The organism is Streptomyces sp. NPDC006602 (assembly GCF_042870385.1).
Classification (GTDB): domain Bacteria; phylum Actinomycetota; class Actinomycetes; order Streptomycetales; family Streptomycetaceae; genus Streptomyces.
This window is the reverse complement of the sequence record NZ_JBIAHG010000046.1, coordinates 24,232-44,825: the sequence shown is the minus strand read 5'-3', so window position 1 is coordinate 44,825 and position 20,594 is coordinate 24,232. Positions and strand designations below refer to the sequence as shown.

The following is a 20,594-nucleotide window of genomic DNA, read 5'->3' as shown; positions in this document are numbered from 1 at the left end:
CCGAGCATCCGGTAGCAGTGCACGTGCAGCTCCCGCCGGTGCCGCTCCGCCAGCCCTGAGAACGCCGGCTCATCGACCTCGCCCAGACCGCTCACACTCAGGCGGCGGCCTAGCTGACAGGCTGGTTCGCGTGGTTTACACCAGTTTGGGTTGATGTGAGTCTCATCGGAGTTGGCGTTTCTCATCAATGTCTGCCGTGACCGATGAGTTTCGTGCGGATCCGTGGTCGACACGGCTGGATACACCGACAGCAGTGGGCCTGTGCCTGGGACGTTCCAGCGCGGGAGGAAGCAGATGGAGGCTGTGATGAGCGTCGACGACTCCGAGCACGAGCACACCATCCAGACTGGCGAGCCGGGGACGCGGGTGAGCGGTCCCAGGGTGTTGGTGGCGGGAGCGAGCATCGCGGGACCCGCGCTGGCCCACTGGCTGCGCCGGCGGGGGGCTGAGGTGACCGTGGTGGAGCGGGCTCCCGAGCTGCGTCCCGGCGGGCAGGCGGTGGACGCGCGCGGGGTCGCCAAGGAGGTCATCGGGCGCATGGGGCTGGACGCGGCGGTGCGCGCAGCGTGCACCGACACCGCCGGCGCGCACACCGTGGACGCGAACGGGCAGGTGCTGGAAACCTTCCGTGCCGACGACGACGGTGGCGACGGGTTCATCGCGGACATCGAGATCCTGCGCGGGGACCTGTCCCAGGTGCTCTACGACGACACCCGCGACGGCGTCGAGTACGTCTTCGGCGACCGAATCGCCGAGCTCGCCCAGGACGCGGACGGGGTCGACGTGGTCTGCGCGGGCGGCAACCGGCGGCGCTTCGACCTGGTGGTCGGGGCAGACGGGCTGCACTCGGAGCTGCGAGCGATGGTCTTCGGGCCGCATGAGCGGTTCCTCCGCCACCTCGGGCACGTGCTGGCCTTCTACAGTGTGCCCAACGAGTTCGGGCTGGACCGCTGGCTGCTGGAGTACCAGGACCAGGAGTCCGGGCGCTCCGCCCTCCTGCGGCCCATCCAGGACGCTACCCGGGCGATGGCCATGTTCTACTTCCCCTCGGCTGACTTCGACGTCGACCACCGTGACGTCGCGGCCCAGAAGGTCCTGCTGCGGGAGCGGATGGCGGGCCTGGGCTGGTTGACCCCGGACATCCTCGCGCACCTGGACGACACTCCGGACTTCTACCTCGACCAGGCCGCCCAGGTGGTGATGGACCGCTGGTCGAGTGGACGGGTGGGGTTGCTCGGGGACGCGGCGTTCAGCTCGTCGCCGATGTCCGGGCAGGGCACCGGGCTGGCCCTGGTCGGTGCCTACCTGCTGGCCGGAGAGCTGGCCGCTGCCGGATGGGACCCCGACGCCGGGTTCGCCCGCTACGAGGCGCGGATGCGCTCGTTCGTCGAGGCCAACCAGGAGATCGGCGGGTTGAACGCCCGCAGCCGCGACGTCCCCGGGCCAGACGCCGAGCCGCGCCCTGATTTCGCCAGCGAATGGTTCACCGAGCTGGTCGGGCGCGCGATCAACGGCGTCGAGCTGCCCGACTACGCGGGGGTGCCGGACTCCGCAGCCCCGGCCGGATCGCCGATCACCTCGTCGGCCAAGTCGTAGGTGTCACATAACGTGTCGAGAGAGACCACGCTTCAGTAGGACACCGCCGGACGACCTCCGCTCATGCCGCATGGTGCGCGTTGGAGCGCCCGTTCGGCGGCCAGGCCACGTTCCGATGAGGCGGTGTTGGCTCGGAAAACTACAAGATCGATGAGATTCCACCGCGCGGGGTCTCTGTGGTTCTGTCACTTGCCTGGTCGGCGCTCACCGAAGCTGACAAGACCATTGGGACATCGACCCCGTGACGTCCAAGCCCATTGATCCCCAGCCGGATCGCTCGCCCGTCTTGTCTCAAGGCAGTTGTCAGTGTGCGCAGCTCGCCGACATGGCTCCCTGACACGATGGATGAGAACGGACATCGATGCCGCGGTGGTGGCGCGGTCTCTACTCGGGGTGCCGGTAGGAGCCGTGCCACCCGCCGCAATCTGGGGAGGGTCAGGTTGTGGGGCCTTCGTCCAGCCAGCGGGCCACCGCATCGGCGAAGGCCTTCCGATCCATCCACAGTCGCTCGCCCGCCAGCTGATAGCGTTCCCGGGCGCTTCGGCGCCAGACTAGGATCTTGCCGGTTTCGACGGCGTGCTCCAGCCCAGGCATGTCGAGCAGCTCACTATATTGGTTCAGCTCTTTCCTTGCTCCGGCCGTCGTCAGGCTCCGGCCCCCGTCGGCATACGCGGCCTCCTGTTCGGCGTGCGATTTGTTCAGGCAGTCCAGCGCGCCACGGAGCATTTCGTAGTCCTCCATCGCCCGAAACTCCCACTCGGTGTACGCCTCGACACCAGTCTCCTGGTGCTGCCGCTTCACAGCCTCGGCACGCGAAAGGGCGTGGACCAGTTTGTCGAGCATCTGTTCGGCGGGGGCGCGGGGGGGGCGGCGTCGCAGGTCTCCTGCATCTCCCGCAAATTCTCCACCAGGGCGCTGGCGCGGCCCCTGACGTCCTCGGCGGCCTCGGTCCCCTGGAACGCCAGTATCCGGACCGTCAGGTAAGCGGCCTCGACGGCGGTCAGGATGCAGGGCTCCGTCGTTCTCGCGGTCAGCCCAAAGTCGCCAGTATGGGCCCGATACCCCAAGTCGGCGGTGGTGGGCGGTTCGTGATGGGCGGCGGATACGCCTGCAGGAACGGCTTCCGGTGATCATGGAGTGTCGAGTTCGCTGATCACCACAACGGAAGACCGTGCCTGCTGCGCCATCATCACTCATCCCCGCCGGGCTGGGCCAACTCGCGGGCCGTGATCCGGCCTGCCCCGACGAACTGCCCGACCTGCTGGCCCGGCTGTCCCCCCTGCCCGACCCGCGCCGCCGCCGGGGCCGGCGCCACCCGCTGCCGTACGTCCTGGCCGTGGCCGCCTGCGCGGTCCTGGCTGGAGCGAAGTCCCTCACCGCGATCGCCGAGTGGGCCGCCGATGCCTCTGACCGGCTGTTGTTTTGCTGCGGGGCCGCGCTGCGCGATCCGGACCGTCCCTGCCGGGCGCCCAGCAAGGCGACCGTGCGCCGGGTACTGCAGCGCATCGACGGCGACGCGTTCGACGCGGCCATCGGCGGCTGGCTCACCGCTCGTGCCGCCGCCTCCCGCGCCGCCGACCAGGACAGACACCCGCCGGCCCGCCCGGTGCGGGCAGCGGTCGCGGTGGACGGCAAGTCCCTGCGCGGCGCGATTCGCGCCGACGGCCGCTGCGTCCACCTGCTCTCCGCGCTGCGCGGCGACGGCATCGTGCTGGCCCAGCACGAGGTCGACGCCAAGAGCAACGAGATCACCGCGTTCCGGCCACTGCTGGACCCGCTGGACCTGACCGGCGCGGTGGTGACCTTCGACGCGCTGCTGACCCAGACCGACCACGCGAAGTTCCTGGTCGAGGAGAAAGACGCGCACTACATCGCCGTACTCAAGGCCAACCACCCGACCCTGCACACGCTGGTGAAGGATCTTCCCTGGAAGGAAGTACCGCTGATGGACCGCACCCGGACCGCCGCCCACGGCCGCGACGAGATCCGCCGCCTGAAGGCCGTCACCGTGCCGAGGCTGCCGTTCCCGCATACTGGCCAGGCACTGCAGATCGTCCGCCGGCGGCGCACGGTTCGCACCGGGAAGGTGTCGCTCGAACGCGTCTACGCGGTCACCAGCCTGACAGTTCACCAGGCGACAGCCGCTGACCTGGCCGAACGCGTACGCGGGCACTGGGCCATTGAGAATCGGGAGCACCACGTCAGGGATGTGACGTTCGGGGAAGATGCCTCGCGGGTGCGGACCGGCAGTGCGCCGCGGGCGATGGCCTCCCTGCGGAACCTGGCCATCGGCGCGCTCCGCCTGGCGGGGCGGGACAACATCGCCGAGAGCCTGCGCCATCACGGGCGGGACATGACCCGTCCGCCGGCCGCCCTCGGACTCACGTGATCATTCCGCGCCGATCGCGGGAACGACGGAGCCCTGGTTGTCATACGCATCTCCGACTGATCCAATACTCGCGCCCTCTCCGAGGGACTTTTGAGACAGGCTCCGGCCTTGGACGACAGGCTGACACGCGCCTCCACCGCATCCGGTCCGCTGCCGGCGTCGACGCCACCGCCGCCCCTGTCGGCGTGGGCCTCCCAGCACCATCGTCCCGCCGGGCGCCATCCCGTCGGAGCCCGCGATCCGTCACAGGTCCCGGGCCGGGGAGCGGTACAGTCCTGCGCCACGTTCCGCCGTCCGCGGCGCCGCGCGCTCCTCGGACGGGGCGAGCCAGAACAGGACGGGCGGAAGGCCGAGCTCGATCACCGCGAGCGCGATCTGGAACCACTGCGGCCAGCCGTGGACCGCCAGGGAGATCAGCCGGCCGAGCCCACCGAGCAGGAAGGCGGCGGAGAGGGCGCGCACCGCCGTCGCCGGGATCGGCCGCTGCCGGGCGGCCCAGAGCCAGGCCAGTCCGTAGCCGACGAAGCTCGCCCCCATGAACCGCCCCCAGCTGTCGACGGTCGCCCCGGCAGAGCCCGCGCCCGGGATGGCCGCGTTGCCGAGGGCGACATGGAACAGCCCGATCGCTACACACGCCCACCCCATGAGCTGTACGAGTACGCGCAGAGTCCTGGCCATGGTCCATCACCCTGTCTTGGTCCGACGCCATAGTTGACGTGTGTCTACTAAGCTCGACATCAGCGTGAGCGAGTAAGTAGACGCGTGTCAAGTAAACTTTCGCCGTGCCTCCCCGCCAGCGCCTCAGCCCCGCCGACCGCCGCGCCCAGCTCCTCGCCGTCGGCGCCCGGATGTTCGCAGCCCGCCCCTACGAGGACGTGCTGATGGACGACGTCGCCCAGCAGGCCGGCGTCTCGCGGGCCCTGCTCTACCGTCACTTCCCGAGCAAGCACGCGCTCTTCGCCGCGGTCTACCAGCAGGCCGCCGACCGGCTGCTCGCCGAGACGAAGCTCGACCCCGCCGACTCGCTCGTCGGGCAACTCGTCCAGGGGATGGACATCCACCTCGACTACTTCGTGGCCAACCGCCACGCCGTCCTCGCCGCGAACCGGGTGCTCGCGGGCGACCCGGTCATCCAGACGATCATGACCGGCGAGTTGGACGCGCTCCGCGCCCGCCTGCTCGCCGTGCTGCCCCTCGCGGACGAGAGCGCGCGCCGAACCGTCTCAGCCGTACTGAAGAGCTGGTTGGTCTTCGTCCAGATCCTCGTCGTCGACTGGCTCACCGAGCAGACCTGCTCCCGCACCGAGCTCCGCGACATCTGCATCGGCGCCGTCCTCGGCGCCCTGCGCCCCCTGCTCCCTGCGGACCGCGTGCCGAACTGGCCCTAAGCGGCCTGCCCCGGCCCGGTCGCCGCTGACCGGACTCTCGGGTGAGCCGACCGCGGGGTCGGCTGCTGGGGCCGGGTGCCGCCGGCGCGGATGGCGGGGACGTGGATGGCGGGGACGCTCCAGCCGGGTCGCGGGGAACGTTTCGGCCCGGTCCCGCCTCCTGACATGCCGAAGCGGGCCCGCATGAGACCCGCCGCAGGCGAGAGGTGTTTCCCATGACATCGAGCACAACGTCGGCCACGGCCGCTGCCAGCAGGCCGCTCCCGAACGCCGAAGGGGCGGAGCATCGCTGGGTGGAGGTGCGCGGCATCCGGCTGCATGTCGCCGAGTACGGGACCGGGGCGGCAGTCCTGCTGCTGCACGGCTTCCCGCAGCACTGGTTCGCCTGGCACCGGGTCGCCGTCCTGTCGGCCGCCGGACCACGGCTGATCTGCCCGGATCTGCGGGGTCTCGGCTGGTCGGAGCAGACCCGGCGCGGCTACGACATCGACGGCCTGTCCGAGGACATACTCGCGCTGCTGGACGCACTCGGGCTCGACCGCGTGGGCCTGGTCGGTCACGACTGGGGCGCCCACGTCGGTTTCCGGCTGTGCCTGCGGGCACCGGAGCGGTTCAACGGCTTCCTGGCGCTCAACATGGCGCACCCGTGGTCCCGGCAGCGGGCCATCCTGCCGAACCTGTGGCGGCAGTGGTACACCGCCTTCGTCGAGTACCCGGTCATCGGCAGGGCCGTGCTGCGCCACTGGCCTGCGTTCAGTCGCTTCCTGCTGCGGCACCAGGTCGCCGACCCGTCGGTCTGGCAAGCCGGCGAGCTCGCGGAGTTCAGCGCCGCGGCCCAGGCCGGCGCGCATGCCGGGCAGGCCATGTTCTGGCAGTACGTGGTCCGCGAGATCCCCGCGCTGCTGCGCGGCACATGGCGCGGGCAGCGGCTGACCGTCCCGACCCTGCTGCTGGGCGGTGAGCGGGACAACGTGATCCCGCCATCCATGCTGGCCGGAGGCGAGAGCCACGCAGACGACCTCACCGTACGGATCGTGCCGGGCGTCGGCCACTTCCTGCCTCAGGAGAGTCCCCAGGTGGTCGCTAAGGCGATGAACGAGCTGTTCGCGACGGGCAGTTGAAAGGCTACGAGCGCAAGGCCGCCCGCTCCGCGACCTTCCGGATGAAAATCCGCCCGTGGCGGGCCCGGAGAGCGTACGCCCACTGAACCGGCCGCAGGGCGGCGGGACGCGCCGCGCCGAGCATGGCGAAGCGCGTGCCGTCACCCTCCGGAACGGCCGCCATACCCCCCACCACGAGCCGCGACTGCATCAGGCACCATCCGGGAGCCAGCCGCACCTCGAAGGCGCTGCGGCAGCCCAACGGGCCCATCGCCAGTGCGCCTTTGCGATCGGCGTCGCCGGGAGGAACGCGGAACTCGCGCAACAGGGGCACCAGGTGCGGCAGTTCGCCCGCCAGATCCGAGGCTACCGCCCACACCTTGTCGTACGGCAGCTCCAGGCGCCCCTCCGCGTACATCGTCGTGTGCAGGCCCGCGGCCAGGAGCCGCAGCCGGGTCACGGCGTCAATACTCATTGCTGCCACGCCTTCCGGAAGGCCGAACGGGCGCGGTGCAGCCGGGACTTGACCGTTCCCGGCGCAATGTCCAGGATCTCGGCCGCACTTCGTTCATCAAGCTCCTCGAGCTCGCGCAGGACCAGCACGGCGCGATGATGCACCGGCATCCGCGCAAGCACGTCCCGTACCTGTGCCGACAACTCCCCGTCGCCGACGAGACCGGGCAGGCCGACGAACTCCTCGGGATCGACCGTCCGCTCAACCGCGGTGAGCCGCGCCACCCGCACCGCCTCGCGCACGGTGACGGTGCGTACCCATCCGTAGAACGCCCGCGGATCGCGCAGTCCCCGCAACCCGACGAAGACCGCGGTCAGCGCCTCCTGGACGGCGTCCTCGCAATTCGACAGGGCAATCGGCCGACACAGCCTGGTCACGTACGGCGCCACCACGGTCAGTACCTCGTCCATCGCCAACACATCGCCAGCCTGCGCCGCCCGCACCGTCGCGGCCAGGGCGTCCCACGGCGGCTGAGGTTCTCCTGCTGAGCCGTCCATCACCGCGGACCGTACATCATCCAGGCTGAGCGCATGGCGCGATGGCGGCTCGGCACTCCATGATCACCGGAAGCCCTGCCTGCAGGCGTATCCACCGCCCGTCACGAACCACCGAATTGGGGTATCTGGCCTATACCGGCGACTTCGGGCCGACCGCGAGAACGACGGAGCCCTGGGTCAGGATCCGGAAGACTGCACAGCCCCGCAGCCTCGCGCCACAGGCGTGGACACGAACCGTGACGTCCGCATAACATGTCACCGTTAACTTAACGGCGACAACCTGAGGGGCCGCAATGACCATCACCGAGCAAGACGTCTACACCTTGACGCCGTTCGCCAGGACGCTCGGGATACGCTTCGGAGCCCTCAAGGCCGACGCTGTCACCGCGCAACTCGCCTACACGCCCGAGCAGTCCACCGTCGGCGCCGCGATGCACGGCGGGGCACTGATGGGGCTGGCCGATGTAGCCGGCGCCGTGTGCGCCACGCTGAACGGGACCGCCGACACCGCCCCCGCGACCATGGAATCCACCACCCACTTCCTGCGGCCCGTACACGGCACCGGCGCCTTCGCGACTTCCCGCCCGCTGCACGTCGGCAAGTCAACGGTCGCCGTGGAAATCGACATCAGGGATGACAAGGACCGGCTCTGCGCCCGCGTCACTCAACTCGTCGCCCTCCGGAGGCGCCATGACTAAGGGACCCGGCCAGACCACGACCGACGGCCGCGCCGGCACAACCGAAGGCCGTCGGCGCAGTCGCGCCAAGCGAGGCCACGGCGGCCGACTGAGGGACGAGCTCATCGAAGCGGCCGGCACGCTGCTCGACGACGCCGGCGAGGACGGCGTGACCATCCGCGCGGTGGCACAGGCTGTCGGGGTCAGCACCCCCTCGGTGTATCTGCACTTCGACAACCGACTGGAACTGCTGCACACCGTGTGCCTCGGTATCTGGGACGAGCTCGGCCGACGGATGCTGAGCATCAGCGCCCAGACCACCGACCCGTTCGCCGAACTCCACCAGCGCAGTGTCGCCTACATCAAGTTCGGGCTCGACCATCCCCTGCGCTACCGCCTGGTCGCGACCGGACCCGCGACAGCCGCCACTGAGCAGGTCGCCGACGCCTGCTTCCGATTCCTACGGGAAACGGTGCAGCGATGCGCCGACGCCGGCGTGTTCCACGGCGATGTGACGGCGCTGACCCGGGCCATCTGCGCGTGCCTGCACGGTGCCGTCTCGCTGCTGATCCTCCAGCCGACCTCGAAATGGCCCGACGACATCCCCCAATACGCAGACGATGCCGCCACCCTCGCCTGCCAGGGCGCCGCCGCCCTCTCACGCGCGCACCATGGCCGCTACGGAACGTGAACTGTTCTGCCCTGGGCAACGCTCCCGCTACGCCTCGCTGGCGTCCTCATCGGCCGACGGTTGGCGCAGCGGTCGGCGGCCGGCTGCGCGGGGCGGAAAAAGGGCTGGTCCTCCATGCCCAAGCGGTAGTGCTGGCGCAGTTCGCCGCGCTGGCCGAAGAAGATCCGCCGGGCCAGGCGGTGGCGGGCGTCGACGATGTTGAGCTGCTTGCCGATCATGTGCCGGTTTTGAAGTGGCCCAGACAGCGAGCTGATGTCTCATGAGACACATCAAAGTCTGGAGAACCGGGGCTGCGGTGTCCCAGCCGGCGCAGGTCGGCGGATCGGCTGCCGGCGGGCTGGAGGTCGGCGTAGGGGTGCAGGCGGGCGCCGGCGGTGCCGTCGGCGAGCGTGCGTTGGGGTGCGGCCGGTTGGGCCGGGGTGGATGCGGGGGTGGGGCTGCCGAGCAGGTCGAGGGCGGCCTGGGGGCCGTGGTCGCGGCGGGCTCCGGCGATCTCGTCCAGGTCCCACACCATCTCGCCGACGACCGTACGGCGCGGGCCGCGGGCTTCGACGGTGCCGCGCACCAGGAGCAGCCCGGAGTGGAAGACGGTGTGGGCGCAGGCCTCGTGGGAGTCTTCGAAGAAGGCGATGTCGACCAGGCCGGAGCCGTCCTCGAGGGTGACGAAGATGACCCGCTTGCCGGACGGGATGGGCGGGGTCTGGGTGGAGGCCCGTACCCCGGCGACCAGTACCTTCTGCCCGGGGATCATGCCGCGTAGGTGGGCGGCGTCGGTGGCGCCGAGCTCGCGCAGCAGCCGGTGGTGGTGCTCCATCAGGTGGTGGGTGACGTCGATGGACAGCGTCTCCAGCTCGGCACTGAGCTTGTCGCGGCACGGCGGGTCAGGTCGCCGGCGAGCGGGCCGAGGGCGCCGATGCGGATCAGGCGCTGTGCGATCGGCAGGGAGGGGCGGGCGCGTTGCCACAGGTCCTGCAGGCCGGTGTAGGGCTGGCCGGCCGCCAGGCGGGCGACTTCGTCCTCGCGGATGCCCTTGACCGTGGACAGGGCCAGCCGCACGCCGAAGCCGTGCGGCGCAGCCTCCGTGCCCCCTGGGTCAGACAGGGGACAGCACCATCTGGGCAAGGGGCGTCAGAGACTGGAAACCTACAAGGAGCCCAGGAGTACGGCGGCCAGCGACCCGGCGAGCAGGAACGGGCCGAACGGGATCCTGGTCGTCCGGTCGGCCCGGCCCGCGAAGATGAGACCGATGCCGTACACCGCGCCGAGCAGGTACCCGGCGAAGGTCCCGACCAGGACGATCGCCCAGCCGTACCAGCCCGGGACAGCGCCCAGGACGAGGGCGAGTTTCACATCGCCGAACCCAATGCCCTTGCTGAGGAGGAAGAGCACGAAGTAATTGGCGCCCAGGATGAGCGAGCCGAGCAGCGCCGACGTCCAGCTGGCGCCGGCGTCGGGCAGCACCGCGGCGACGCCGAGCAGGACGAGCGCGGCCGCGGCGAGCGGCAGGGTAAGCACGTCGGGCAACCGGTGCGCCCGGAAGTCGACGGTGGCGAGCAGCACGGCGGCCGGGGCGAGCAGCAGCCGGACCACCAACTCGGGGCGGGCCCCGGTGGCGGCCGCCAGCCGCAGACCACGGCCGTGACGGAGGCGACGGACAGGGTGCTCGACCCGTAGACGTCCCCGGCGGGGCAACGGGCACGCCCCAGCCATCCGCCGCCGGTCCCGGTGCTGGTGAGGGGATGGCCTGCCGGGCACGCCGACCGCCAGGGTTCCTCGGGCGGCACCGAGAACCGGTACGCGGGACGGGGTATAAGCACGCCCGTGCCGCATCCCCACACAGCGCTCGCCGCGATGATCAGCAACGTCTCCACCGGACGGAGCCTAATCCGTGATTAAGGGCGTCCCGATGGAGCGGATGTTGCTCGGGACGTTCGAGTACGGGGCTGCGATGTCTCTGGCCAGCCGGGTCTGCTGAGGCCTTCGCATAGAGCGGCACGCAGCCCCTGCTCGTGGTGGCGGCTGCGCGGGCGTCGGGCGGATGCCTAGACGGAGCCGGGCCCACTGCACTGCTTAGCCTCGGCCCGCCCAGCCCTTGATCTCCTCGGCGACCAGGCGCACGTCCAACCCGTCACGGGCGATCCGCTCGGCCAGGTCCCCGGCCTGCTTGAAGTCCGCTGTCACCACGACCCCGGACACCGTCAGGTACGAGGCGGCCACGACCGCCCCGAACAGCTCGTTGCCGAACTCCAGCGCCGGACAGCGGATGAGCTGGTGCATGAGCGCGGCCGCCCGGTGGTGCACCTCGGGATAGACGGGCCGGTCCATCACCTTGTCGGCGTGCCTGGCCACCGCGGCCTGAAGGGTGCCGAAGTCGGTGACGTCCGGATCGCCGGGCAGGCTGCGGTGCGCGAGGTCCAGCAGCCACGCACGGTCGATGTGCAGGATCACGCGGCTTTCCCGCGCGTCTCGTGCTTGGCGGGCGCGGGGTGGCCGAACCTCTCGGCGAAGTGGTCGCCCCACTCCTCGCTGAAGTGCGCGCCGGCGCTGAGGAACCGGTGCCGCAGGTCGTTGCCCTCGTCGGCGAGCACCGTGCGGGCGTAGTCGGGCACGTCCATGCCGGCCGCCCTCGCGCGCTCCTCGATGGTGGCGTACACGTCTTCTTCCACTCGTACGTTGATCTGCTTCTTCGCCATGCGTCCAGCGTAGCGGCTCGTACGCGCCGCTACAGCAAAATGGGCATGCGGACCGTGAAGCCTGCCGCCGTCAGCTCGGACAGGTGTTGGACGACTCTCTGCATGAGCATGTAGCCGGGGGTCGGCGACGCTCGCGGTGGACAGTTGGTCTGGCCTGCGCATTCACGCCGTCTTCCAATAGCCGGGGTCAGGCCCTGGAGGTGTCCGGCGCGGCGCGTCTGGTCGGCGGTAGGCCTTGCCTGGGTCCAACCTGGCCTTTCTCGGCCTCACCGCAGCAACGTGCTGCTACAAGCGATTCGTCCGCCTCACCACGTAGGACACCGTCAAATGCGTTCGGTGATCTCGAGGTACACCAAGCCGTTGACGAGGCGCTGCTGTTCGGTGCCGGCGAGCGTGCCGCAGCTGCCGAGGAGGGACCAGGTACCGCAGAAGGCTCTCGAAGGCGCTCCCGGAAGGTCCTCGGAGGGTCTCGGCTTTGACCCGGGTCTCTCGGAGGACGTTGCGGATGTTCCTGCGGTCGGCTCCCGGGCGGGGCGTGATGAGCATGCGCTGATCCTGCCGGGCAGGGCTGACAGTCCCGTCAAGGGCGAGGATCGCTTCGGCCCGCTCTTGACTCCCTCGGTGGTCCGGGTTTCGGCGGCGGCCGCTTGCACGCTGAGGCAATGGCCGAAGTGGGTGCCAAAGGTGCGTTCTTCGCGCTCAGCATGTCTCATGAGACACGTGGCTTGGCGCCGGCCACGTGATTGGCCTGGAGGGCAGCGGCGTTGGTGAGAGCCTGCCGGGGCGGTGGCGAAATGGAGGCTGAGACGTCTTGGCCGACACCATGCGTGAGGTCCGCCCGTCGCGGCCCCGACGCCTGATCAACGCCCCCTGGACGATGAGTCTGTCCCCGGCCCGCAAAGTTGAATGAGCGCGGTCACGCACAGGTACTAACTGCGAATGTTGGCCAGTACGGGTCGGCCTTGTAGGTGTCAGCCGGAAGAACAGACTTGGCGCCAGTACCACGCCACGGCATTGGCGCCCATGCCCCGAGTCCGCGTCAGGCGAGGTGTTGATTCGCGCGTTTGCTGTGCGGCAGGATCAACGCTCTTTAATCTGTGAGACAGACGGGCCACGGGGGAAGGGCGTTCAGTGCGGCAGCTCGACGACACCGATCCGCGCACTCTGGGCCCCTTCACACTGCTGGGCCGCCTCGGTGCGGGCGGCATGGGCACGGTCTACCTGGGGCGGTCGGCGGGGGGCCGGACCGTCGCGGTGAAGGTCGTCCGCTCCGACCTCGCGGCGGACGACACGTTCCGGGAGCGGTTCCAGGGCGAGGTGCGGGCGGCCCGGCAGGTGTCGGGCGCGTTCACTGCGCCGGTCGTGGACGCCGACACCAAGGCCGACGTCCCTTGGCTTGCCACCACGTTCGTACCCGGGATGTCGCTGCGCGACGTCGTGGCCCGGCACGGCCCGCTGCCCGAGGCGGCGCTGCGGACGCTGCTGTCCGGGATCGCCGAGGCGCTGGTCCATGTGCACGCGGCCGGGCTGGTCCACCGGGACCTCTCGCCCGCGAACGTGCTGCTGGCGCCGGACGGCCCGCACGTCATCGACTTCGGCATCTCCCGGCCGGTCGACGAGGCAGTGGTGACCGCAGCTGGAGCGTTCGTCGGCTCACCCGCGTACCTCTCTCCGGAGCAGGCGCTCGGCGAACCCTTCACTGCGGCGAGCGACGTGTTCTCCCTCGGGTCGACCATCGCGTACGCGGCGCTCGGCAGGCACCTGTTCGGCGAGGGGCATCCGGTCGCGGTGGCCTTCCGGGTGGCGAGCACGCACCCTGACCTCTCCGGGGTCCCGGACAGCATCCGCCCGTTGCTGGAGTCCTGCCTGGCCAAGACTCCGGCAGCCCGCCCGGCGCCGGCCGACCTGATCGCGTCGGCCGGGCAGCCAGAACGCCCGCCGGAGTCCGGCTCCTGGCTACCCGAGGCGGTGACCGCCGACGTCGTCGCGGTGCGGCGGGTCATGACGGAGCTGCGGGAGCAGAACCCGGCCCCTGAGAAGCCGCCCCCGCCGTCCGGCCCGCGCCGTCGCGGTGTGCTCCTCGGGCTGGCCGGGGCCACCCTGGCGGGCGCGGCCGGTACCTCGTACGCGCTGCTGGGCGGCGAGAAATCCGAGGCGGCGAAACGGCCCTCGGCCGCCGACGTGCCCGAGGCGACCCTCGCGTGGCAGCAGAACCTGCGAAAGCCCTGCCCGCAGGTGCTGACCGCCAAGGGCCTGGTCATGGGCATCGGGCTCCAGAACGTGTGGGGGATCACCACGCAGGGACAGGTCACCTGGACGGCTGACAGCGCAGGCCAGGACGTGGCCATGGCGAGCGGGACGAGCCCGAGCGCGGTCGCCTGGCTGGACGGCACGCGTCTGTACGTGGGCGGGCAGCACGCCAGTACACCTCTCGGGGCAGCGATCCTCGCGCTCGACACGACGTCCCGGAAGTTCCTCTGGAAGACCGTGCTCGACAAGTCCGCCGACACCACGGGAGTCCTGCGCTGGTGGGGAATCCGGGACGGGACGGCGTACCTGACAGTCGGGACGAAGAGCGGATCGACGTCGATCGTCGCGTTCGACCTGGCCTCCCGCAAGGTCCGCTGGTCCTACCCGAACCCGTCCGACGCCATCCCGGTCTACGGGACGCTACCGGACGCCTCCGCCAGCCCCTTCGTCTTCGGCTCCATGAAAGGGCTCACGGCGCTCACCGCCGACGGCAAGCGCGCGTGGACGCGGACCACGCCCGCCGGACTGATCGCCACCGCCGGACGCCACCTCGTCGTCGGCACCACCGATCTGCGCCTCTCCGAGCTGGACCCGGCGACGGGTGAGCCCCGCTGGTCCCAGGCCGGCATGTTGGCGTCCGCGACCCTCGGCACCGGAGTCGCCACCGACACGGACGGCACGACGCTGTACGCCTTGCGGCTGGACGACAAGAAGGGCGTCGACTTCTCCCTGCTGGCCCTGGACCCGGCCACGGGCCGTACCCGCTGGACCGCCCCCCTCCCGACCGACGGCAAGGCCATCGGGGCGGCCGGCTCCCGGCTGCTGTACGCCGACGGCAATCTGTACCGGATGGACGGCGCCTCGGTCGTGTGGGCGCTGTCCCCCTCGAACGGCAAGCCCCGCTGGAAGTACACGGGCCTGAGCAGCCGCGCCCCCATGGACCTGACCTGGGACGCCGGGAACGGCCACTTGTGCGTGACCGACGCGGAGGCCGGCACGATCGCCACTCTCAACGCGAACGGAGCGTGACCATGAGGGAGTTGGACCCCTTCGACCCGGTCGCCGTCGGCCCGTACACGCTGCTGGGCAGGCTCGGGGCGGGCAGCATGGGCACGGTCTACCTGGGTCGGTCGGCGGGCGGCCGTACGGTCGCGGTGAAGCTGGTGCGGGCCGAGCTGGCGCACGACACGGCGTTCCGGGAACGGTTCCGGCGCGAGGTGGAGGCGGCCCGGCAGGTGTCGGGCGCGTTCACCGCGCCGGTTGTGGACGCCGACACCGAGGCCGACGTCCCGTGGCTGGCCACCACATTCGTACCGAGCCTCACACTGGCGGAGGCGGTGGAGAGCGCTGGCCCGCTGCCTGACCGGACGTTGCGCGCGCTGACCGCCGGGATCGCCGAGGCCCTGACCGCCGTCCACACGGCCGGGCTGGTGCACCGCGACCTGAAACCGGCCAACGTACTGCTCGCACTGGACGGCCCGCACGTCATCGACTTCGGCATCGCGCGCGCCGTGGACGCGAGCACGGCGCTGACCGCCACGGGCCGCCGTCTCGGCACGGCTTCGTACATGGCGCCGGAGCAGGTGCGAGGTGAGCCGGTCACCCCGGCGGGGGACGTGTTCGCGCTGGGCGCGACCATCGCGTACGCGGCCGGTGGCAAGGACCCCTTCGGCGCGGCCGGGGACCCCGGGACGCCGGGCCGGGTCCTGTCGGCGGAGCCGGACCTTTGCGCCGTACCCGCGGGGCTGCGGCTGATGGTCGCGGCGTGTCTGGTGAAGGACCCGGCGGGGCGTCCGGCGCCGCACGAGATCGTCGCGTTCGTGGCGCGGGACGCGTCCCCGCAGGGCGGGGCCTGGCTGCCGCGCGCGCTGACGGAGGCGGTCGAGCGGGCGGCGGCGGTGCTGGCGCCGGCTGGGGCCGCGGACGAGGGGCCGCAGGACCCGCCCGAGCCTGCCGCCCGGCCCGCCCGGCGCAGGCTGCTGCTTGGGCTGGCCGGCGGGGCGGTCGTCCTGGCGGGCGGCGGTACGGCCCTGGGGCTCGCCATGCGGCGCGGCGAGACGTCGCAGGCGGCCGAGCGGGCCGCGCGGCTCGTCGACCCGAAGCGCTCGCTCGACACGAAGACGGTGGCGAAGCCGCTGTGGACGGCTCCGCTCGACGCGGCGCTGATCCAGCTCGTGGGCGCGGGCGACACGGTCCTCGCGATTGGTGAGAGCGGCCTTCAGGGCCACGACCGCCGCACCGGCCGACGGACGTGGGGCCCGCTGGCGAACGCCTCGGAGGCCCGGATGCTCGACTCGGGCGGCAACCCCGTCGCGTGCGCGGATGGCACGGCGTACGTGCTGGGCAAGGACGGGCTTGGCGGGAGTACCGCGCGCGCGTTGCGCGCCGTCGACGTCGCCACGGGCCGGGTGCTGTGGACCGGTGCGGGCCCCGGGGTGGGCTTCTACTTGGGGACGATGGTACCCGGTGTGTTGGGCGACCAGGTGTACGTCACCGGGACGTACAGGCCGATGGCCGAGGCCGGGACCACGGCCCGCAGAGGCAGCTCGGCCCTGGTCTGGGCGGTCGACCGGGCGTCCGGCGACCTCCTGTGGACGCGCACGGACCCGGGCGACGACCCGGCCCTCGGCGCGGGCGCTCCCCGGCTCTTCGTGCCGTCCTCGGGCACCCGCGTGCTGTGGCAGACCAGCAACCCTGACCGCAGCTCGCGCAGGCTCGCCGCGCTCGATACGACCGCCCGCGGGAAGATCCTTTGGAAGGAGCCCGCGCCGGGCGGGATCGCGAGCTCCCTGACCTGGCTCACGAGCATGACCGCCACCACGTACGACCCCGCGCACAGCTACGCGGGCGGTTTCTTCCTCTACCTGAGCGACCGCCTCTACGCGGTGGAACCGGTCACCGGCCAGACGGCTTGGCGCAGCGAGCAGCGACCGCTGCCGTTCCTCGCGGTGGTCGTGTCCCCGGACCGGAAGACCGTCTACGCGGTGACCCGCGAGTACCCGACGGGAGTCGTCGTGTACGCCTTCCACGCGGCGACCGGAGAGGTCCGCTGGGCGGGCAGCCTCCCCTCGGCCTCGAAAAGATCCCTCCAGATGGTGCTGGAGTGCGGGGACGACACCATCTACCTGTGGGTGGCGGGCCGCACCTGGGCCCTGGACATGGCCGACGGCCGCGCCCGCTGGACCTTCGACTTCGTCGGCGGCGAGACGACGAACGACCCGGCGCCGGTGGCACTGTGGGCCGGCGGCGGCAGGCTCTACGGCACGACGGACAACCGGTTGGTGGCGATCGCGGCGGGCAACTCGGCGGCCTGGTGACCGGGTCTACCGGGCCCACACCTTCTTCAGGAGTTGCCCGGCGGCCGAGTCCGCGTGCCCTAGGTGTACGACGTCCAGGTCGTCGGCCTTCAGGAGGACGCCGGTGAGGATGTCCAGCACGGTGGCGCCGTCGGCCGGGCGGTCCCCGGGGGCCTTGGCGAGCAGGTCGACGACGAGGTCGTCGAGCGCGGCGGGCAGCCCGGCCATGAGAGCGCCCGGTGGGACGGGGGCGTCGTTCATGTGCATGCGCAGGACGTTCACGAGGTTGGCGTCGTCGAACGGCGGGCTTCCGGTGAGCGCGTGGTAGAGGAGGCAGCCCAGGGAGTACAGGTCGCCCCGGTGGTCGGTCTCCGGGGCGCCCAGGGCCTGTTCGGGCGACATGTAGTGTGGTGAGCCGAGCAGTTGGCCGGGGGCGGTTAGGTGGCGGGCGCTGAGGGTGTCGCCCAGGAACTTCGCGACTCCGAAGTCCAGGACCTTGACGGTCCCTTCGGGGGTGAGCAGAGCGTTGGCGGGCTTGATGTCCCGGTGTACGACGCCCCGGCGGTGCGCGACGTCCAGCGCCTGCGCGATCTGCGCGGCCCAGGCGACGGCGACCGGCCAGGGGGGCGTGGACTCGCCGAGCCGTCGGTGCAGGGAGACGCCGGGGACGCGCTCCATCACGAGGTGGAGGAACTGGCGGCCCTCGACCGACACCTCGCCCCAGTCGTGCACGGTCACGACGTTGGGGTGGGAGAGCCGCCCGGCGAGCTGGACCTCGCGCTCGAACCGGGCCCGCGTCGCGGCCTCGTCGGTGCCGAGCAGCGGGTGGACGAGCTTGACCGCCACGTCCCGCCGCATGCGCTCGTCCTGCGCGGCCCAGACCTCGCCCATGCCGCCCGCGCCGAGCCGGTCCGTGATCCGGAACCGCCCGGCGAGCAGTGTGCCCCGCACCGGTGACCTCCCCCGCCTCGTAATCCATCACGAGTATCACCGTGCCCGGCCCGCCCCGGGCGTTCTTCACCGTTCCCGCGCACTACGTGAGACTGCCGTACGACCCGCCCGCCACCCCGCGTAGCCGTCGCGCCTCCTCGTCCAGGCGGCGGGCGACGCCTCCGACGCCGCCCGCGCCGTCGTCAAGGCCGCTGGCGCGGAGTTGGGCGGCGAAGGAGGCGAAGTAGCGCGCGGTGCTGAGGAGATGGCCCTCCATGTCCATGGACCCCGCGTCGTGGGGGATGCAGCCGACGTCGTCGAGGACGTGCTCGATCCGCTCCCTGATCATGCTCCTGACGTCCGGGGTGAGCAGCACGGCCCGGTCGACCTGGGAGAGGACGGAGCGGCAGGACCGGCGCAGTTCGTCCAGCAGGCTGTCGTCGCGGTTGCGGGCACTGCGCCCGAACACGATGGACCCGAAGCCACGGGCCTGGACGATACGGTCGCGCGCCACGAGGGGCTCGTACGGCCACAGGTGGATCGCGTCGGTCGCGCCGATCGCCTCGCGGAAGCACGGATGGATGTGGAACTCCGTCTCGTGCGGCTGCGCGGGCAGGGCGTCGTCCCCCGCGAACACCACGTCGTTGCCGCGCCGCACGCCGAGGAAGCCCACCGCGTGCAGGACGTCGACGATCCCGGTGGGCGTGAGCGTCCCCGCGTACGCGGGGAACCGCCCGTGCAGGGTCTCGCGGGCCCCCTCGAAACGCTCGGTGAGCACGGCACGGGTGACCACGTACCCGGCGTTCTGGAAGAGCGGGAAGAGGTTGGCGAGGAAGGGGTGGGCGACCAGGTACTCCTGGGACAGGTCCTTGAGCTTCCACGCGGAGAACAGCCGGCCCGCCTGACGGACGTCCGCCTCCGTGATCCGGTCCCGGCCCGGGGTCTCGCGCGCCGTGTCCAGACAGCGGTTGAGGAACTGGATGGCGTCGCGCGGCCGGGGCAGACAGCGGCGGAAGAGGTACTCGGCGATCTCCTCGCCATCCACCTCCGGCGGGAACACCTCGCGCCACAACCGCTGTTCGGTCAGCTCCGGCCCGGCGGAGGCGCGTGCACGGGCCATCGCCAGGTCGCGCAGCGCCTGCCGGGTCCAGGAGATGCGCAGTTCGTCTCCCCGGTACTTGTCGCCCTCCCCGAACGACAGCGAGTCGTAGATGTCCGAACGCAGGAACAGCAGGAACCGCGCGAACCGCCCGTAGACGCTCGCTCCGTGCCGCGCCGCCAGCAGCAGCCCGATCACCATGGAGTCGCTGTCGGGCTCGGCCGACCACACCTGTTCCAACTGGTCGACCATGAGCAGCAGGGGCTCGTGCGCGGTGTCGCAGCCGAGTTCGGCGAACGCCTGCGCCACGCCCCTCTCGACGACCTCCAGCTGCCCGCCTGCGTGCGCGCCTTCGGACGGCGACTGCGCGAGGTCGAGCCCCGCCTTGACGCCGAACGCCTCCAGGGACAGCGAGGTCTGCAGCCCCCTGGCGCTCTGTGCCAGCCGGCTGCCGAGCTGGGCGCCGGACGCGTCCGGCAACTCGCCGTTCTTCTTCAAGAACCGCCGCAGCGCCCGCACCGCCGCCGGTCTGCGGTCGTGCGCGTCCTCGGCGTGCGCCACGAGGAACCGGGCGGCGTGCAGGGCGAACACGTACCGCCAGATCAGCGCCTTGGCCGAGGCCCCCGGCAGCCCTTCCAGCTCGAACCGCCGCAGTTGCTCGCCCGCGGCGTCGTCCGGGGTGACCAGGACCCGCCCCGGGCGGTCCGTGCCGTCGGCCATCAGCCGCATGCACACGGCGCTCTTGCCGGACCCCTTGCGGCCGATGATCAGCATCTTCCGGCCCGACACGGCCGCGTCGTGGGCGGCGTTGGGCAGGAACCCGCCCCGCAGCAGCAGCCCGCGCCCGTCCCGCGCGTCCCGCTCGGCGTCGTCACGCCCGAAGTGCAGGCGGGCGAGCAGGGGCTCGTCCATGCCGTCTCCCTAGCTGTCGGAGCTGGTCAACACCATAGCCATACGGTCAAGTTCAGGCGTTCCGCCCGGCCACCGGGCACTCGAAGCGGCCAGTTCCTCGAGGTCGAACTGGGGCGGGCGGGCTGCTACTGGTCCCCCTCCGCGAGGGGCGGCATGGTCCAGCGTGCTTCCCGAGGAGTAGGCGATCCTGCAGATGGTGTCCGGTTCTGCGGCGCTGCTCAAAGTCGGGGAGGTCAGAGTGAAGCTGGGCAAGGGAACGCTGCCCGGCCAGATAGCGAGGGTGCGTGCCCGCACCATCAATTCCTGCCACGAGTCGTGCAACGACCCGCCGCAGAGCCACACCCCCGAGAACGAGTCCCGGGAGCTCGACGAACCCACCTCACCCACGTCACACCACACCCGATCCACCACCAAAGAAGCCGCCTCGTGCGCGGCACCCGCGTATCCACGACGACGCGTCCTCTGCGATGGACCTCACCGCACGCCACCCGCGCACCGGTGACCTGCTGTCCACGGTGAAGGTCATGATGCAGACCCTCGCCGCCGTCGCGGCAGGGGAAGA

At 71.2% G+C, this 20,594-nt stretch carries 17 protein-coding genes and 2 pseudogenes; 8 read left to right on the top strand and 11 right to left on the bottom strand.

Annotated elements, in window-relative coordinates:
* Positions 1-306 precede the first annotated feature (306 nt).
* Positions 307-1,596 (top strand): FAD-dependent monooxygenase, encoded by a 1,290-nt coding sequence (locus ACFYO2_RS45030; RefSeq protein WP_388362057.1) that lies wholly within the window; start codon positions 307-309, stop codon positions 1,594-1,596.
* Between the two features lie 435 nt (positions 1,597-2,031).
* Here ACFYO2_RS45030 and ACFYO2_RS45025 read toward each other — a convergent pair whose 3' ends face one another.
* Positions 2,032-2,439, bottom strand: coding sequence for a hypothetical protein (locus ACFYO2_RS45025; RefSeq protein ID WP_388362054.1), 408 nt, complete (start codon positions 2,437-2,439; stop codon positions 2,032-2,034).
* 328 nt (positions 2,440-2,767) lie between these two features.
* Between ACFYO2_RS45025 and ACFYO2_RS45020 the strand changes: the two genes are divergently transcribed.
* Complete coding sequence (locus ACFYO2_RS45020) at positions 2,768-3,985, top strand: ISAs1 family transposase (protein ID WP_388362050.1); 1,218 nt, start codon at positions 2,768-2,770, stop codon at positions 3,983-3,985.
* 243 nt (positions 3,986-4,228) lie between these two features.
* On the opposite strand, the gene ACFYO2_RS45015 is transcribed toward ACFYO2_RS45020, so the two are convergent.
* The gene (locus ACFYO2_RS45015) at positions 4,229-4,663 is read right to left on the bottom strand and encodes a DUF4345 domain-containing protein (RefSeq protein WP_388362047.1); all 435 of its coding nucleotides are present in this window, start codon (positions 4,661-4,663) and stop codon (positions 4,229-4,231) included.
* A gap of 104 nt (positions 4,664-4,767) precedes the next feature.
* On the opposite strand from ACFYO2_RS45015, the gene ACFYO2_RS45010 reads away from it, so the two are divergent.
* Together ACFYO2_RS45010 and ACFYO2_RS45005 are read left to right on the top strand one after the other, a co-directional pair.
* Complete coding sequence (locus ACFYO2_RS45010) at positions 4,768-5,373, top strand: TetR/AcrR family transcriptional regulator (RefSeq protein ID WP_388362044.1); 606 nt, start codon at positions 4,768-4,770, stop codon at positions 5,371-5,373.
* Positions 5,374-5,588: 215 nt separating this feature from the next.
* Positions 5,589-6,494: an alpha/beta fold hydrolase gene (locus tag ACFYO2_RS45005; protein WP_388362041.1), complete on the top strand. Its 906-nt coding sequence runs from the start codon at positions 5,589-5,591 to the stop codon at positions 6,492-6,494.
* A 4-nt stretch (positions 6,495-6,498) separates the two neighbouring features.
* Here ACFYO2_RS45005 and ACFYO2_RS45000 read toward each other — a convergent pair whose 3' ends face one another.
* Both ACFYO2_RS45000 and ACFYO2_RS44995 read right to left on the bottom strand, forming a co-directional pair.
* On the bottom strand, positions 6,499-6,948 hold the full coding sequence (locus ACFYO2_RS45000) for a hypothetical protein (protein WP_388362038.1): 450 nt from the start codon (positions 6,946-6,948) through the stop codon (positions 6,499-6,501).
* Entirely contained in the window at positions 6,945-7,484 is a 540-nt protein-coding gene (locus ACFYO2_RS44995; protein ID WP_388362035.1) for an RNA polymerase sigma factor, read from the bottom strand. The genes ACFYO2_RS45000 and ACFYO2_RS44995 overlap by 4 nt, the downstream gene beginning before the upstream one ends.
* A 293-nt stretch (positions 7,485-7,777) precedes the next feature.
* Here ACFYO2_RS44995 and ACFYO2_RS44990 point away from each other — a divergent pair, with 293 nt between their 5' ends.
* Positions 7,778-8,182, top strand: coding sequence for a PaaI family thioesterase (locus ACFYO2_RS44990; protein ID WP_388362032.1), 405 nt, complete (start codon positions 7,778-7,780; stop codon positions 8,180-8,182).
* Positions 8,175-8,852: a TetR/AcrR family transcriptional regulator gene (locus ACFYO2_RS44985; protein WP_388362030.1), complete on the top strand. Its 678-nt coding sequence runs from the start codon at positions 8,175-8,177 to the stop codon at positions 8,850-8,852. The genes ACFYO2_RS44990 and ACFYO2_RS44985 overlap by 8 nt, the downstream gene beginning before the upstream one ends.
* Here the strand turns inward: ACFYO2_RS44985 and ACFYO2_RS44980 are convergent.
* The 5 genes and pseudogenes from ACFYO2_RS44980 to ACFYO2_RS44960 form a co-directional block, all read right to left on the bottom strand.
* A complete protein-coding gene (locus ACFYO2_RS44980) occupies positions 8,840-9,070 on the bottom strand; it encodes a Tn3 family transposase (RefSeq protein ID WP_388362028.1) in 231 nt (76 codons plus the stop codon). The two genes, ACFYO2_RS44985 and ACFYO2_RS44980, sit on opposite strands and share 13 nt — an antisense overlap.
* Positions 9,067-9,932 (bottom strand): annotated as a pseudogene (locus tag ACFYO2_RS44975) (OB-fold nucleic acid binding domain-containing protein); the annotation flags it as partial. The pseudogene ACFYO2_RS44975 and the gene ACFYO2_RS44980, both read right to left, overlap by 4 nt.
* A 63-nt stretch (positions 9,933-9,995) precedes the next feature.
* A pseudogene (locus ACFYO2_RS44970) lies at positions 9,996-10,711 on the bottom strand (prepilin peptidase).
* 211 nt (positions 10,712-10,922) lie between these two features.
* Positions 10,923-11,300, bottom strand: a complete 378-nt coding sequence (locus ACFYO2_RS44965) for a fic family toxin-antitoxin system, toxin component (RefSeq protein ID WP_388362024.1) — start codon at positions 11,298-11,300, stop codon at positions 10,923-10,925.
* Entirely contained in the window at positions 11,297-11,545 is a 249-nt protein-coding gene (locus ACFYO2_RS44960; protein WP_388362021.1) for a plasmid mobilization protein, read from the bottom strand. Before ACFYO2_RS44960 ends, ACFYO2_RS44965 begins: the two co-directional genes overlap by 4 nt.
* Positions 11,546-12,676: 1,131 nt before the next feature.
* On the opposite strand from ACFYO2_RS44960, the gene ACFYO2_RS44955 reads away from it, so the two are divergent.
* Both ACFYO2_RS44955 and ACFYO2_RS44950 read left to right on the top strand, forming a co-directional pair.
* Positions 12,677-14,824, top strand: coding sequence for a protein kinase (locus tag ACFYO2_RS44955; RefSeq protein ID WP_388362018.1), 2,148 nt, complete (start codon positions 12,677-12,679; stop codon positions 14,822-14,824).
* Positions 14,825-14,826: 2 nt separating this feature from the next.
* Positions 14,827-17,112 carry a protein kinase gene (locus ACFYO2_RS44950; protein WP_388362015.1) on the top strand — a complete coding sequence of 762 codons (2,286 nt, stop codon included), beginning with the start codon at positions 14,827-14,829 and terminating at the stop codon, positions 17,110-17,112.
* A 6-nt stretch (positions 17,113-17,118) separates the two neighbouring features.
* Here ACFYO2_RS44950 and ACFYO2_RS44945 read toward each other — a convergent pair whose 3' ends face one another.
* Both ACFYO2_RS44945 and ACFYO2_RS44940 read right to left on the bottom strand, forming a co-directional pair.
* Positions 17,119-18,042 carry a serine/threonine-protein kinase gene (locus ACFYO2_RS44945; protein ID WP_388362012.1) on the bottom strand — a complete coding sequence of 308 codons (924 nt, stop codon included), beginning with the start codon at positions 18,040-18,042 and terminating at the stop codon, positions 17,119-17,121.
* Between the two features lie 82 nt (positions 18,043-18,124).
* On the bottom strand, positions 18,125-20,032 hold the full coding sequence (locus ACFYO2_RS44940) for a P-loop ATPase, Sll1717 family (RefSeq protein WP_388362010.1): 1,908 nt from the start codon (positions 20,030-20,032) through the stop codon (positions 18,125-18,127).
* Between the last annotated feature and the right edge of the window lie 562 nt (positions 20,033-20,594).

What these genes read in the sequence shown, in the direction of transcription:
- ACFYO2_RS44940 (WP_388362010.1), bottom strand. Translation starts at nt 20,032, where the DNA reads ATGGACGAGCCCCTGCTCGCCCGCCTGCACTTCGGGCGTGACGACGCC.
- ACFYO2_RS44950 (WP_388362015.1), top strand. Translation starts at nt 14,827, where the DNA reads ATGAGGGAGTTGGACCCCTTCGACCCGGTCGCCGTCGGCCCGTACACG.
- ACFYO2_RS45030 (WP_388362057.1), top strand. Translation starts at nt 307, where the DNA reads ATGAGCGTCGACGACTCCGAGCACGAGCACACCATCCAGACTGGCGAG.
- ACFYO2_RS44960 (WP_388362021.1), bottom strand. Translation starts at nt 11,545, where the DNA reads ATGGCGAAGAAGCAGATCAACGTACGAGTGGAAGAAGACGTGTACGCC.
- ACFYO2_RS44980 (WP_388362028.1), bottom strand. Translation starts at nt 9,070, where the DNA reads ATGATCGGCAAGCAGCTCAACATCGTCGACGCCCGCCACCGCCTGGCC.
- ACFYO2_RS45005 (WP_388362041.1), top strand. Translation starts at nt 5,589, where the DNA reads ATGACATCGAGCACAACGTCGGCCACGGCCGCTGCCAGCAGGCCGCTC.
- ACFYO2_RS44990 (WP_388362032.1), top strand. Translation starts at nt 7,778, where the DNA reads ATGACCATCACCGAGCAAGACGTCTACACCTTGACGCCGTTCGCCAGG.
- ACFYO2_RS45015 (WP_388362047.1), bottom strand. Translation starts at nt 4,663, where the DNA reads ATGGCCAGGACTCTGCGCGTACTCGTACAGCTCATGGGGTGGGCGTGT.
- ACFYO2_RS45000 (WP_388362038.1), bottom strand. Translation starts at nt 6,948, where the DNA reads ATGAGTATTGACGCCGTGACCCGGCTGCGGCTCCTGGCCGCGGGCCTG.
- ACFYO2_RS45025 (WP_388362054.1), bottom strand. Translation starts at nt 2,439, where the DNA reads ATGCTCGACAAACTGGTCCACGCCCTTTCGCGTGCCGAGGCTGTGAAG.
- ACFYO2_RS44995 (WP_388362035.1), bottom strand. Translation starts at nt 7,484, where the DNA reads ATGGACGGCTCAGCAGGAGAACCTCAGCCGCCGTGGGACGCCCTGGCC.
- ACFYO2_RS44985 (WP_388362030.1), top strand. Translation starts at nt 8,175, where the DNA reads ATGACTAAGGGACCCGGCCAGACCACGACCGACGGCCGCGCCGGCACA.